Origin of the sequence: Glycomyces salinus, assembly GCF_016428645.1 — a bacterium.
GTDB lineage: Bacteria > Actinomycetota > Actinomycetes > Mycobacteriales > Micromonosporaceae > Glycomyces > Glycomyces salinus.
In genome coordinates, this window is record NZ_JAELXW010000050.1 from 42,904 (window position 1) to 55,724 (window position 12,821).

12 protein-coding genes are annotated in these 12,821 nt (G+C 71.4%); 4 read left to right on the plus strand and 8 right to left on the minus strand.

What is annotated here, in order from left to right; all coding sequences use genetic code 11:
- Positions 1 to 11: 11 nt before the first annotated feature.
- A complete protein-coding gene (locus tag JFB92_RS26635) occupies positions 12 to 1,196 on the minus strand; it encodes a pentapeptide repeat-containing protein (protein WP_199040284.1) in 1,185 nt (394 codons plus the stop codon).
- A gap of 86 nt (positions 1,197 to 1,282) precedes the next feature.
- On the minus strand, positions 1,283 to 2,434 hold the full coding sequence (locus JFB92_RS14855) for an erythromycin esterase family protein (RefSeq protein ID WP_199040286.1): 1,152 nt from the start codon (positions 2,432 to 2,434) through the stop codon (positions 1,283 to 1,285).
- Positions 2,435 to 2,522: 88 nt separating this feature from the next.
- Here JFB92_RS14855 and JFB92_RS14860 point away from each other — a divergent pair, with 88 nt between their 5' ends.
- The 3 genes from JFB92_RS14860 (at position 2,523) to JFB92_RS14870 (ending at position 5,429) form a co-directional block, all read left to right on the plus strand.
- The gene (locus tag JFB92_RS14860; protein WP_199040289.1) at positions 2,523 to 3,281 is read left to right on the plus strand and encodes a TioE family transcriptional regulator; all 759 of its coding nucleotides are present in this window, start codon (positions 2,523 to 2,525) and stop codon (positions 3,279 to 3,281) included.
- A 200-nt stretch (positions 3,282 to 3,481) separates the two neighbouring features.
- Complete coding sequence (locus JFB92_RS26640; RefSeq protein ID WP_199040291.1) at positions 3,482 to 4,888, plus strand: serine/threonine protein kinase; 1,407 nt, start codon at positions 3,482 to 3,484, stop codon at positions 4,886 to 4,888.
- A 67-nt stretch (positions 4,889 to 4,955) separates the two neighbouring features.
- The gene (locus tag JFB92_RS14870; protein WP_199040293.1) at positions 4,956 to 5,429 is read left to right on the plus strand and encodes an OsmC family protein; all 474 of its coding nucleotides are present in this window, start codon (positions 4,956 to 4,958) and stop codon (positions 5,427 to 5,429) included.
- A 28-nt stretch (positions 5,430 to 5,457) separates the two neighbouring features.
- Here the strand turns inward: JFB92_RS14870 and JFB92_RS14875 are convergent, their stop codons facing one another.
- From JFB92_RS14875 to JFB92_RS14900, 6 genes are all read right to left on the minus strand, one after another.
- Positions 5,458 to 6,150 (minus strand): glycoside hydrolase family 11 protein, encoded by a 693-nt coding sequence (locus JFB92_RS14875; RefSeq protein ID WP_233163256.1) that lies wholly within the window; start codon positions 6,148 to 6,150, stop codon positions 5,458 to 5,460.
- Between the two features lie 313 nt (positions 6,151 to 6,463).
- On the minus strand, positions 6,464 to 7,255 hold the full coding sequence (locus JFB92_RS14880; RefSeq protein WP_199040295.1) for an ECF transporter S component family protein: 792 nt from the start codon (positions 7,253 to 7,255) through the stop codon (positions 6,464 to 6,466).
- A complete protein-coding gene (locus JFB92_RS14885; protein WP_199040297.1) occupies positions 7,242 to 8,846 on the minus strand; it encodes an ABC transporter ATP-binding protein in 1,605 nt (534 codons plus the stop codon). Before JFB92_RS14885 ends, JFB92_RS14880 begins: the two co-directional genes overlap by 14 nt.
- On the minus strand, positions 8,843 to 9,925 hold the full coding sequence (locus JFB92_RS14890) for a CbiQ family ECF transporter T component (protein ID WP_199040299.1): 1,083 nt from the start codon (positions 9,923 to 9,925) through the stop codon (positions 8,843 to 8,845). The genes JFB92_RS14885 and JFB92_RS14890 overlap by 4 nt, the downstream gene beginning before the upstream one ends.
- A complete protein-coding gene (locus tag JFB92_RS14895) occupies positions 9,922 to 10,500 on the minus strand; it encodes a hypothetical protein (protein ID WP_199040301.1) in 579 nt (192 codons plus the stop codon). The genes JFB92_RS14890 and JFB92_RS14895 overlap by 4 nt, the downstream gene beginning before the upstream one ends.
- Positions 10,497 to 11,702: a prenyltransferase/squalene oxidase repeat-containing protein gene (locus JFB92_RS14900; RefSeq protein ID WP_199040303.1), complete on the minus strand. Its 1,206-nt coding sequence runs from the start codon at positions 11,700 to 11,702 to the stop codon at positions 10,497 to 10,499. The genes JFB92_RS14895 and JFB92_RS14900 overlap by 4 nt, the downstream gene beginning before the upstream one ends.
- Before the next feature lie 405 nt (positions 11,703 to 12,107).
- Between JFB92_RS14900 and JFB92_RS14905 the strand changes: the two genes are divergently transcribed.
- Positions 12,108 to 12,665 (plus strand): TetR/AcrR family transcriptional regulator, encoded by a 558-nt coding sequence (locus JFB92_RS14905; RefSeq protein ID WP_199040307.1) that lies wholly within the window; start codon positions 12,108 to 12,110, stop codon positions 12,663 to 12,665.
- The last annotated feature ends 156 nt before the right edge of the window (positions 12,666 to 12,821 follow it).

Genomic DNA, 12,821 nt, shown 5'->3' on the forward strand with positions numbered 1-12,821 from the left:
GGGCATAGGCGTCAGTCCTCCGTGTGGCTTGGTTCTCTTTCTTGTTCTCGCGCATCGGATTCTGGAAGTAGTACTCGACCATCGCCATAGACTGAGACGTCTAGCCTGGGCGGGCGCGACCAGTCCTCGACCTTGGTGAAGTCGAGATACTCCGATCCGAGAGCGGTACCGTCAAAGGAGACTTCCGCACCGGAGAAGCAGGCATCTGCGAAGCCTATGGAAGGACCGAAGGCGTCCGTCTCTCCGGCCGGATCGTTCGGCACAATCTTGAATTCGACCCTCCCGCCGATGAACTTGGTCCCGTCGAACCAGGTAGGTCCCAGGAACTTCGCGCTCCGGAAGAACAGCCCGCCGTCGGACACCGTCATCTCGGCGAAGGTCGAGTTGCGATGGAACTCGGCGGAATCGAAGACGACGTCGCCCCCGTCGATGGTCGCCCTCCGGAAGTTGAACGGGCCCGCGAAGACGGCGCCCGTGAAGTTGACCATCGATCTCGGGAAGCGGGCGTAGGCGAACGAGGCAAAGCCCAAGAATCTCGCGTTTCGGAAGTCGCCGTCGTCGAGTGTCGCTCCGTTGAAGTTGAAGTCGCACCAGTGCCACGTGCGCCCCTCGACCGGTTCGGCGCGCAGGTGTTCCCCGATCACGTCCGTCACGGTGTGGCGGACCAGCCGCTCCTCGATCACCGATTGGAAGCGCCCCGGTTCGGCCGCGTCGCGTTCCGCCCGGTGGGGCGGTGGTTCGTACGGCATTCGCACGTACGCGCACAGGACGTCCACACAGGTCTGGCGGCCCGCGTCCCAGTCGTCGGCCAGGGCCGCCATCGCGTAGACGCCCGCGAGGCGGTTCGCGGCCTGCTCCGAGGCGAGTTGCTCGGCGGCGGCCGCGAACCGCTCGTTGTAGAGCTTGGTGTCTTCGCGTTCGTCCGCCGCCTCGTGGAGGCGCTGCCGACGGTAGGCGACGGTCAGCGCGACCACGCCGCCGATGCCCGCGACGGCGTAGAACGCCAGCCGGATCGCCTCCAGCACCGAACGGTCGTCCGGGCTCGGACTCAACGGCGACGTCCGGTCGCTGGTCAACAGCCACAACAGGACGAGGACCAACACCACGGCCACACCGACCATGCCGAGGACGTGCAGCCACAGCGGCGCCGACCGGGCGGGCGTGGAGCGGGCGAGTGATCTGCGACGGGGGGTCACCGCTAAGTTCTACCAGAATCCAAGCGGCCGAGGGCACCTCGATCCACCAACCGACTCCTCGGGGTCGAAGCCTCGGACCAGTGGGCTCAGGTCCGCTGCCGAGCACGCTCGGCTTCGCCGATGTGCAGGACCGCGTCGGCTCCGTCCAGGGTCTCCTGGTCCAGCGGGAAGTATCCCTGTTCCGGCCTCGTGTCGGTGCGCGAGACCGCTGAGCGGTCGGCGCCTGCCACCTCCAGGCGCCAAGCGGCGGCCCCGGCCTGGAGTCGTCCCTCGTGGGTGCCCGGGTCGGGCTCGGCGAGCCCGAGCCCTTCGCTGCGACCCAGGCTGCCCGCGATGAAGGCGTACCGCGTGCCCAGCAGGGACGCGAGGATGGCGCCGGTCCCGAACCAGGTGAGGTCCATGCCCGCCATGCTCATATGGCTCGGATTCCGCTGTAGGTGCACGTTGCCCGCGAACACCAGTGTCGGGCCCCGGCGGGCCTCGATGTCGCGGATGTCGAGGAGGTTCCGGGCCATCAGCGCGTCCCGGACCGCCGACAGGCGCGACCACCTGAGGCCGTTCTCGATGCGCTCCGCGGCCTGCCGGTGGTAGCGCAGCAGCCCGATACCGGAGGTGAGCTGGATCTTGGCCCGCTGCCAGTCGTCGCGCGAGGTGGCCGCGATCAGTTCGGGCGCACGGGCGTAGAGCGCGGCGAGCATGTCGTCGGCGATCGCGCGAAGCCTCTCGGCCCCGGCGGTGTCGCCGGGCGATTCGGCCGGGTCCATGACCGCCTCCGCGCGGCCCCAGCGCTCGTCCTCGCCTGCCGGGCCCGCGATGTCGAGATCGAGCCCCAGAAAATCGCGGGCGTATTCGAGATAGGGCCGCGGGCTGGGGGCGCTGAACTCCATCGGGGCGTCCATACCGTGGAAGGCCAGCCGCTCCTTCGGGGAGCGGCCCGTGTTGTACTCGCGCATCCACGCCACCAGGCGCCGGTTGCCCTCCGATACGCCGAACATGGCATGAGAGAAGCCCTCGCGCATCACCGTGTCGAGCGAACCCGGTCCTCCTTGCACGAAGTCGTTCACGACCAGCGCCGCCGCCCGGCCGGTCTCGAGTGCGATCGACCGGAAGCCGCGGTCGACGAGCTGCGCGAACAGCTCGTTCCGCACGTGCGCGAAGGCCGGTTCCCGATGCGTCGGCTCGCCGAGCCCCACCAGGTCGCACGAGATGCTCACGAAGTCTCCGATGTACTGAGTCATGGCCTCAAACATATCGTTGAAACAGCGGTTGATACTTTCATCGCATCCGGCCTCGGAAATAAGGGTTGAAGTCTCAACAGGGGATGACATGCGACCATCGGATCTGGCGCGGGAGCACGGCCTCTCGACCCAAGCGGTCCGCAACTACGAACGCGACGGCCTCATCCCACCCGCCGAACGCACCGGCAGCGGCTACCGCGTCTACACCCGGGCCCACGCGGCGGCGCTCCGCGCCTTCCTCGCCCTCGCCCGCGCCTACGGCCACTCGACGGCCCGCGAGATCATGCACGCGATCGGGGACGGCGATCTCGACGGCGCCCTGATGGTCATCGACCGCGGCCACGAGCAGTTGCTGCGCGACCGGAGCACGCTCGACTCGGTGCGGGCGGCGATCCGACGCCTCGCGTCCGAGCCCGACGCCGCCCCGGACCGGGCGGCACCGCCGACCCCGTTCACCATCGGCGAGCTCGCGCGCCGGCTCCGCGTCACCCCCGCGACCATCCGGAACTGGGAGGAGGCCCGAATCCTCGCGCCCGAGCGCGATCGGGCCACCGGCTACCGCCGCTACCGCGCCGCCGACGTCCGCGACGCCGAACTGGCGCACCTGCTGCGGCGCGGCGGCTACCCCCTCGACCACATTGCGACCGTGGTCCGGCAGCTCCGCACGGCGGGCGGCACCGAATCCCTCTCGGCGGCCCTGGACGACTGGCGGCGCAGGCTGACCGACCGGGGCCTGGCCATGCTCGAAGCATCCGCCCGCCTCGACGACTACCTAACTGATCGGCCGCCGGGTTGCATTCGACTCCCGGCTCGCGTTCCGGGTCGTGCTTCGCAATCCTCAATATGAGTGAATTCGCCGCGCCCGGAATTGCGCGTCCAGAACGTGCGCACGCGGGTTCACCTGGGCGAGTAGGCATTCGTTTCCATCTGATGGACATGCTCGGAAAGAGATTCTCAGATCACTCTCGGTAAGGTGCAGGTGCCCTTTTCCAAGCGCGTGGGGACGGTCGATCGCCGCGCCGAACCCGGCACTCAAAAGGAGACCGTGTGGACATCGGATCGCTCGTCGCCGAGCGCTACCGTCTCGACCGCCCCATAGCGGCCGGCGGCATGGGCGAAGTGTGGCGGGGGTTCGACACGCTGCTCGAACGCCGAGTGGCGGTGAAGATCCTCCACCGATCGGACGGCGACCCCGACCGCCTCGGCGACCGCTTCTTCAGAGAGGCCAGGATCCTCGCCAGCCTCCGCGGCCCGGGTCTGGTGGAGGTCTACGACTACGGCCGGGACTCCTCCAGCGGGCGGCCCGTGCGGTACATCGTCATGGAGCTGGTCGAGGGCACCTCGCTCGCGGACGTGCTCGACCGGCGCGGCCCGCTCCCGCCCGATGAGACCCTGCGGTACCTCGCCGCCACCGCCGAAGTCCTCGAAGTCACGCACGGCGGCGGCGTCGTCCACCGGGACATCAAACCGGCCAACCTGCTCATCGAGCCCGACGGCCGGCTGCGCCTGGTGGACTTCGGCATCTCGCTCACCGACGGCGGGACCCGCCTGACACGGCCGGGCGGCATCCTCGGGACCACCTCGTACGTTTCGCCCGAGCAGCTCAACGGGCGGGAGGTCGGCGGCGGTGCCGACCTCTACTCGCTCGGCGCGGTCGCCTACGAATGCCTCGCCGGACGCCCGCCCTTCGCCGCCGAGGACCCGCTCGGTGTCGTGCGGATGCACCTGTACGAGGAACCGCCGCCGCTGCCGGACGGCCTGCCGCCCGCCGTCGTCGAGATCGTGATGCGCTGCCTGCGGAAGGACCCGCAGCAGCGCTGGCCGTCCGCGGCCGCGCTCGCCGCGTCCTGCCGTCTCGCCGCCGACGCCGGGGACCCCACGGAGGTCGTCGCCGCCCGGACCGGCCAGGACGGCGGCGATTCGGCCGGGAGGCACCGGCGGCGTTCGCGGCCGACGCTGCTCCTGATCGCGGTGGCCCTGGTGCTCGCCGCGGTCGGCCTGCTCTTGCTGCGGCAGTTCTCGGTGTCCGAGGTCGAACCTCCGGCCGAGGCCGGAGCGGCGGGGATCGACAGGTCCACCTCCGAGGCGCCCGCCGCGGCGTCCGGATCGCCGGAGGAGGCCGAGGAGCCGTCCGCCGAGCCGGCCGCCTCCAGCCACGAGCCGTCGACCCCGTCCGAGACCGACGAGGCGTCCCCGCGGCCGAGCGAGACCGGTGACGCGACGCCCGCGACGGGCGACGTGCTGCCCGACGTGCTCGGCGTGGACGTCTCGGAGGCGCAGGAGTACCTGAACTCCCTGGGCTGGACGGACGTGCGCATCGTGTCCACGCTCCTGCTCAGCGAGTCCCAGCCCGAGGACTGCGAGGTCGTGTCGCAGAACCCGAAGCCGGACACGGTCGTCGAGTACGACGATCCCGTCAGGATCGCCTACTGGGGGCTCCACGACTGCCCGTGACCGGGCCGGGATCGCCTGCGCCGCCCGGAAGGAGGACGATCCGGCCCGCGGAGGATAGGGTTCGCGGATGGACAGGCAGCACAGCTATGAAGTGACGGTGGAATGGACCGGCGACCTCGGTTCGGGAACCAGCGGTTACCGCGCCTTCAGCCGCGACAACGTGGCCTCGGCCGAGGGCAAGGCGTCGATCGACGGCTCCTCCGAACCCGCGTTCCGCGGGGACGCCTCGCGTTGGAATCCGGAGGAGCTGCTGGTGGTCTCGCTGTCCCAGTGCCACATGCTCTGGTACCTCCACCTCTGCTCGGCCGGAGGGGTGCGGGTGGTCGGCTACGTCGACCGGCCGCGCGGCGTGATGGAGATGGACGAGCGCGGCGGTGGAGGCGCGTTCACCGATGTCGTCCTGCGCCCCGAGGTGACGGTGGCCGAGGCCGGGATGGTCGCCAAGGCCGAGCGCCTCCACGCCGACGTGCCGGCCCGGTGCTTCATCGCCCGCTCGGTGAACTTCCCGGTGCGCCACGAGCCGGTGGTCGGGCACCGGTGAGCCGCCCGCTCACCGGCGCCCGAGCGTGTCAGCTCGTCCAGATGTTGGAGTAGCCGCTGCTCTGGTAGCCCTCGGTCGCCGTGATCATGTAGTAGGCGAAGCTTCCGAGGTTCATTCCCGCGCCCGCCCACGCGTCGAAGTGGTTCCCGGTGGTGATCTGGCCGCCGGAGTAGTTCTTCGAGGTGCGGACGCTCCAGTACTGGTCGAAGGTCTGGGTGCCCTCGACCGACGGGGCGTCGTAGCGGGTCGTCTTGTAGATGTCGTACGTGCCGCCGTCGCTGTTGACCGTGCCGCGGTGCTCGCCGGTGGGGCGGTAGGAGCCCCAGTTGTCGACGATGTAGTACTCGACGAGCGGGTTCGAGGTCCATCCGTAGACGCACAGGTAGGCGTTGCCGGACGGGCTGAAGTTGCCCGACCAGTTGACGGTGCGGCGGCCGCCGTTGCTCCAGCCCTTGCCGATGACGAAGTTCCCGGTGTTGGACCAGTCGACGGAGTAGTTGCCGCCGGACTTGAGCACGCACGAGACGGAGCCGGGAGCGTCGGTCCAGAACGAGTAGAAGTAGCCCTCGTGGGTGCCGGTCTGGTTCGAGGTCACTGTCTGGTCCGCGTGAGCGGTACCGGGCATGAGCAGTGCGGACGCGCCGAGCCCCAGGAGTCCGGCACCGCCGAGCAGCAGGCTCCTGCGGCTCTTGGGGTTCTGGGGGGCGTTCTCTTCGGACATGGATCCTCCTCGATCGATTCGGCCTGGTGCGGCCGCCGCGCGTCGGGCGACCGGAGTTCGAGCCCCCATCACTTTGTATTGATGAGAGTCGATTTGTTTCGTTCGCAACGATATGTCCGTGCCAACGGTGTGTCAATGACTTCCGGAAAAATACCGATATCTTCCGGAGGATCGGATGCCCGCCTTCCGGTCATAATAGCTGGTAAGAGAGCTGAATGAGGCTTCGTGATCGGACGAATTCAGTGATGGTGCTCGATCTGCTGCAGTCGATCAGGTATTTCGGCCGAAACTTTCGCTCTGGGGGCCGGGGCCCTCACAGCCACCGGGCCTTGCGGGCGGTGCGGCGCAGGACCTTCAGCAGGACCGGCCCGGTCAGGGCGATCAGGACGGCCGTCGTCACCGCCCGGCCGATGTCCCAACCCAGCGAGGTCGCCAGCGTGTAGGCGACGAGCCGGGGCAGGTTCTCCCCGGGACCGGCGCCGGGGACGTACGCCAGCTCGCCCTGGGTGAACACGAACGGCCACAGCGACATGTTCAGCATCAGCCCGTAGGCCAGCGAGGCCACCAGGGCGTAGGCGACCAGCATGGCGAGCTCGGCGGCGCGCCCGCCCCGGCTTGCCGGGGCGCGCCCCGGCAGCAGGCCCGCGCCCAGGCCGACGAACGCCGAAGCGAACATCTGGTACGGCATCCACGGCCCCACCCCGCCGGTCAGCAGCGCCGAGGCGAACAGGCCCGTATTGCCCAGGATGAACCCGAACGCGGGCCCGAACACCCTGCCGGCCAGGACGATCAGGAAGAACACCGTCTCCACTCCGGCCGCTCCGGCCCCGAACGGACGGACGGCCGCGACCACCGCCGACAGCACGCCCAGCATCGCCACCGCCCGGGCGTCCATGCCGCCGTCGGACAGCTGTACCAGTGCCACGGCCGTCACCAGCGGCAGCAGCAGCGCGAACAGCCAAGGGCCCGAAGTCGTCTCGGTCAGCACGCCTCCGGGCTCGGCCAGCAGCGGCCACCCCATCGCGACCAGCCCGAACCCGGCTGCCAGCGCCACGGCCAGACCACCGCGCAGGCGCAGAACCGGACGAGGGCTAGCGGCCGCCATCGGCCCCGCCCAGCGCCGCGGCAACCTCGGCCACCGTCAGCCAGCCCGGCAGGATCTTCTCCACCTGCGGGGCGAACATCGGTGAGGCCGAGACGATCTCCCGCGCCGGGCCGTCGGCCACCACCTGCCCGTCGGAGAGGATCACCACCCGGTCGGCGAACTCGGCCACGAACTCGACGTCATGGGTCGCCACCGCCACGCAGTGCCCGGCCTCGGCCAGTCCCCGCAGGCGGCGAGCCAGGGCCGCCTTGCCCGGATAGTCCAGGCCGCGCGTCGGCTCGTCGAGCAGCAGCAGCGGCGGGGCCGCCGTGAGGGTGACGGCCAGGGCCAGCGCGAGCCGCTGCCCCTCGGACAGGTCCCTGGGATGGGTGTCGGCCCCGATCCCCTCGGCCAGGTCGGCGAGGATCTTCGCGCAGGCCCCGGCGCTCGCGCCGCCGTCGCGGTCGGCCGCTTCGCATTCGGCAGCGACGGTGTCGGCGTACAGCAGATCCGCCGGCTCGGCCGGGACCAGGCCCGCCAGGGTGCGGCGCCGCACCGGCTTGAGCCCGCCCGGATCGGCGCCCTCGATCGCGACCGCGCCGCCCGACCGCTTCCCGGTGCCCTGGAGTGCCCACAGGAGACTGGACTTGCCGGACCCGTTGCGGCCCATCAGAGCGATCCGCTCCCCGCGCCGGGCTTCCAGGTCGATCCCGTCGACGGCGTGGACCCCCGGGTAGTCGACGGTCACCGCCTCGGCCACCAGCAGCGCCGGCCCGGCGCTCGGCCCGCCCCTCTCGGCCGGGGCGAGCCCCGCCAGGCGCTCGCGCAGCCCGCCCGCTTCCCGCCTGGCCTGCCTGATCGTGACCGGCGGGCCCGGCCAGTCGGCGAGCTTGCCCAGGTGGACGACGGGAGGCGCGACCGGCGAGTCCGCCAGGATCCGGCCGGTGTCACCGGCGCGGACCTCGCCGCCTTCGAGCAGCAGCGCCGAGTCGGCGTACTGCACGACGCGCTCGAGGCGGTGCTCGGCGAGCAGGACGGTGACGCCGAGGTCGTGCACGAGCCGGTGCAGCGCCGAGAGGACCTCGTCGGCCGCGCCGGGGTCGAGCGCCGAGGTCGGCTCGTCCAGGACCAGCGCCCGCGGCCCGGCGACCAGGGCCGCGCCGATCGCGACCCGCTGCCGCTGCCCCGAGGAGAGCGCCGCGAGGGTGCGGTCGCGCACCTCGGCCAGGCCCAGCAGGTCCACGATCTCGGTGACGCGCTTGCGCATCGCGGCCGGAGCGATACCGAGTTGCTCGGCGGTGTAGGCCAGTTCGAGTTCGACGTCGTCGGTGACGAACCCGGCCAGGGGGTCCTGGGCGACGTAGCCGACCACATCGGCCAGGTCGGCCGGGGTCGAGCCGCGCACCGGCCGCCCGGCGACGGTGATCTCGCCGCTCATGGTCCCGCCGGTGAAGTGGGGGACCAGGCCGTTGACGGATTTGAGCAGTGTGGACTTCCCGGCGCCGGTGGCGCCGACCAGCAGGCAGAACTCGCCTTCGGGGACGGTGAAGGAGGCGTCGTCGAGGATCGGCCGGTCGGCGTACCGGAAGGTCACCTGGTCGAAGCGGATCACGCGGGCCTCCCAGCGGCGGCGGTTCTGGCGGACGGGACGAGCAGGGCCGGCGCGGCGGCGGCGATGATCCCGGCGGCGGCGACAGGCGGCACCGGCGGCATCGAGACCGGGTTCGCGGCCGGCCACAGCGCGCCCGGATCGAGCGCGGCGGCCGCGACGGTCCCGGCGACGGCGGCGGCCCCGGAGGCGACGACGGCCCAGTCGCGGCCGCTGAACCGGTCGGTGCGGTAGCGGGTGTGCGGGACGCGCGCCGAGGCGAAGGCGATCCCGAACACCGCGGCGGCGGCCCCGAGCGCGAGCACGCTCCACGCGAGCGGCGCGGGGGTGGCGGACCCGAGCAGCGCGTACGCCCCGGCGCACAGCCCGAGCAGGCCGGTCAGCAGCATCGCCGAGGTGGCTCGGCGGTCGCGGGAGGGGATGCCGGCGGCGCGGCCGTAGCCGCGCGAGGCCATGGCCGCGGCCAGCGCCAGGGACCGGTCGAGCGCGTCGTGCAGGACCGGCACGACGACGGTGCGCATGAAGTGGGCCGGGCCCCTCCCGGTGGTGCCGCGCAGCGCCCTGGCGCGCCTGATGCGCGCGACCCCGGCGACCAGTTGTGGGGCCACCGACAGCGCGACGACCACGGCGACGCTGACCTCGTAGAGCGCGGCGGGCATCGACCGCAGGAGCCGCCTGGGGCTGGCCAGGGCGTTGGCCGCGCCCACGCACACCAGGAGGGTGGCCAGGCGCAGGCCGTCGTAGGCCGCGGCCAGCGCGCCCTCGGCGGTGACCGCGCCGCCGAGTCGGAAGCCCGCCGCCCAGTCGGGAAGCCGGACCTCGGGCAGCGTGAACAGGACCGTGGCCCCGTCGGCGCCGCCGAACACGATATAGAAGACCATCCTGACGGCGATGGCCGTCCCGCCGATGAGCAGGAACACCCGGTAGGCGCCCGACCAGGGCTCGTCACCGCGGCACCAGGTGACTACTAGGCCGGAGACGGCGACGATGAGCGCCAGCAGCCACGGGTTGCCGGTCCGGCTGGCGGCGGTGGCCAGCAGCAGCGCCCAGCCCCACCAGGCGACCGGGTGCGCCCGCCTCATGAGGCGGAGCCGCGTCGCCGCCGCCAGACGGCGAGGGCGATGATCGCGACCAGGGCGACCGCGCCGATCAGCCACGTCGACGACGGGGTCGACTCGGACTCGGATTCGCTCTCGCCCTCGGCTTCCCGGGCCGCGACCGCGGCCTGCCCGGGTTCGATGGACGGCGGGGCCGAGCCGTCCCCGAACACCCATCCTTCGATGTCGCCCGGATCGGGCTCGAAGGTCCCGGCACCGACACTGGAGAACGTCCACTTCTCGCCGTCGCCGTGCCAGTACGACCAGGACGCGCCGGCCTCGGGCATGTCGGCGCACTCGGCGCGCGGGTACCGGTCGATGCGGCAGACCGCGCCGGGGAACGATGCGACCTCGTCGACCTCGAACCCGGCCTGGGTGAGCGCCTCGATCCCGGTGGCGGGGTCTTCGGCGCAGCCGACCTCCGGGTCGTGCTCGTCATGCCGGTCGACCACGACGACCACGCCGCCGCATTCGCCGTCCTGGGCCGAGACCGGCGCCGCCCACGCCGGGACGACCGCGAACGCGGCGGCCCCGGCGAGGGCGGCGAGGCGTCGGATCACTCCTCGTCCTTGGCCTCGTCCGACGACGAGGCGGAACCGGCCCCGGCGGCGCTCTCGGTCGAGGAGCCGCGGCGGCCGCGGACGACCGCGAAGGCGATCGCGGCGACCAAGAGCACGACCGCTGCGGCGATCACCCACGGCAGCCAGGAGGTGCCTTCGTCGTCGGCCTCGTCATCGGCGGCCGCCTCGGTGGTCTGGTCGTCCTCGGCGCCGCATTCGACGGCGGGGATCTCGGCTTCGATGGCGCTCGCGTCGAGTTCGGCCAGGCTCTGCCCCGACAGCGGAACGAGCGCCTGAGTGGTGGCGAACTGGAGGGAGAGCGGGTCCGAGCCGTCGTCGTCCTCGGAGAAGCGGATGGCGCCGGCGGATTCGTCGCCGCAGCCGACCTGGAGGCCGATGAGGTAGGTCAAGGAGGTCTCGGCGGCCTCGGGCCGTCCGTCCGAGGCCAGCATCGCCTGCGAGGCCATCGCGGTCGAGTTGGCGTTGGCGTCGAAGTCGCCCGCCTCGCCCTGGTTGTCCTCCAGCCAGGTCAGGGCCGCCTCATAGGCGTCGGAGGCGTCGCCGCCGATCGCGGCCAGGGCCGAGGTGGCCACTCCGGTCGTGTCGGGGCTGCCGGTGCAGTCGCCGCCTTCGAGGGCGTCGTAGGTGAAGCCGCCGTCGTCGCACTGGGCCGCCAGAAGCGTCTCGGTGATCTCGTCGGTGACGCCGTCGTCGGTGCGGGCCAGCCCGAGCGCGGCCCAGGCGACCGAGTCGGGGGCGACGCCCTCGAGCGGGGCGTCGGCGACCTCCTCGGCCAGGCGGACGCCGCCGAAGTCGGTCGGGTCGCCTCCGGCGGTGGCCACCACGTACATGACCTTGCCGGCCGCTCCGGGAGCGAGCACGGACTCGTCGGTCTCGGGGTCGGGCTGGTAGATGTAGGAGGACAGGACGTCGGGCTCGTTGAGCCATTCGAGGGTGTCCTGCACCTGGTCGCCGCCGACTCCGGCGGCCATGAGGCCGATGACGGCGTCCATGGTGCCGCCGACGCCGATGTCCTCCCAGGAGGGCCCTTCGGCTTGAGCGGTGAGCCAGGCGGCGGCCGCGGCGGACGGGTCGCCGAACGGCTCGTCCTGGGCCCCGGCGGGGGAAGCGGGCGCGAGGGCGACGATGGGCAGGACCGCGGCGGCAGCGGTGAGCTTCCGCCAGGTCGACGTTTGGCGCATTGCCTGACCTTTCCTGGTGCGCGCGAGGTCTCGGGCAGGCGGCTACGCCGCAAGCGCCTGTAGACCGCGACAGGCGTTGATTATGGACAGTGGCGTCCGGCGGGCATTCGGGCTCACGCGGGCGGGCCGAGCCATCGTTCGAGAGGTTGTCTGCTCGGCTGGAGTTCTGGAACGAACCGCGACTACCGTTGCGGGTCAGCGCCGGCTTCCGACCGGACTTCCCCCGCAGGGCGCCTGTTGAGTTTCCGTTCATTCTGCTGCGCGGGGCTACGGGGTGTCAAGAAGGTCGAGCGCTGAGTGGAGCTGTTCACTGGAGCCACTCGGGCACCTTCCACCTCCCGGTTATTGACCGGTAGCGCCGAGTGTCGATACGGTGCAAATGTGAGCAGAAATAAGAATGCCGATTTGGACAGAGTCCTCCGCGCCGCCACCCGAACCTTCCTCGAGCGCGGATTCACGGCTACCTCCATGTCGGACCTGGTGGCGGCCACGGGAATGAACCGGGCCGGTCTCTATTCGGCCTTTGGATCGAAGCATCAGCTTTACATCACCGCACTCAACCGATATCGCGAGGACACCGAACCCGAGATGCGGGCCCTCGCCAGACGGGCGCTCGACGGCGACCCCGACGACGCCGTGGACGCCCCGAGAGTGATCGGCGACATACTGGAAGTGGTGGCCCGCCACTCGAAGGAAGGCGGCTTCGTGGTGCGCGCCGCCGTCGAGCTGGCGGACGACCCGGCGACGATGCGCCGCGTCCAAGAGGCCTGGACCGAACTCGAACGCGACCTGACCTCGATCCTGGCCAAGGCGGCCGACCGCGGCGAGGCCAGCATCGCCGACCCCAGGCGGCTGGCCCGCACGGTCCTGGTGTTCATCCAGGGCGCCTACGTCGTCGGCCACGCCGACGAGGAGGAGCGGCGCCTGGCCGACGCCGTCGCCGGACTGACCGACCTGCTGTGAACACCCCGATCGCGCGACCGGCGGCCCCGGGCCGGTTTCCTTCCTCCCACTGACCCCTGCGAGCGCCCGAACCGATCCGCTTCCGCCCACCCCGCCCGAGAGCGGAGGCGAAGGGCCTAGACGCAATGCCGTTCGGTTAGGGCTGGGGTGTTGGTG

Coding starts and splice junctions, on each gene's coding strand:
- JFB92_RS14855 (WP_199040286.1), bottom strand. CDS start 2,434: ATGACTCAGTACATCGGAGACTTCGTGAGCATCTCGTGCGACCTGGTG.
- JFB92_RS14860 (WP_199040289.1), top strand. CDS start 2,523: ATGCGACCATCGGATCTGGCGCGGGAGCACGGCCTCTCGACCCAAGCG.
- JFB92_RS14870 (WP_199040293.1), top strand. CDS start 4,956: ATGGACAGGCAGCACAGCTATGAAGTGACGGTGGAATGGACCGGCGAC.
- JFB92_RS14875 (WP_233163256.1), bottom strand. CDS start 6,150: ATGTCCGAAGAGAACGCCCCCCAGAACCCCAAGAGCCGCAGGAGCCTG.
- JFB92_RS14880 (WP_199040295.1), bottom strand. CDS start 7,255: ATGGCGGCCGCTAGCCCTCGTCCGGTTCTGCGCCTGCGCGGTGGTCTG.
- JFB92_RS14890 (WP_199040299.1), bottom strand. CDS start 9,925: ATGAGGCGGGCGCACCCGGTCGCCTGGTGGGGCTGGGCGCTGCTGCTG.
- JFB92_RS14900 (WP_199040303.1), bottom strand. CDS start 11,702: ATGCGCCAAACGTCGACCTGGCGGAAGCTCACCGCTGCCGCCGCGGTC.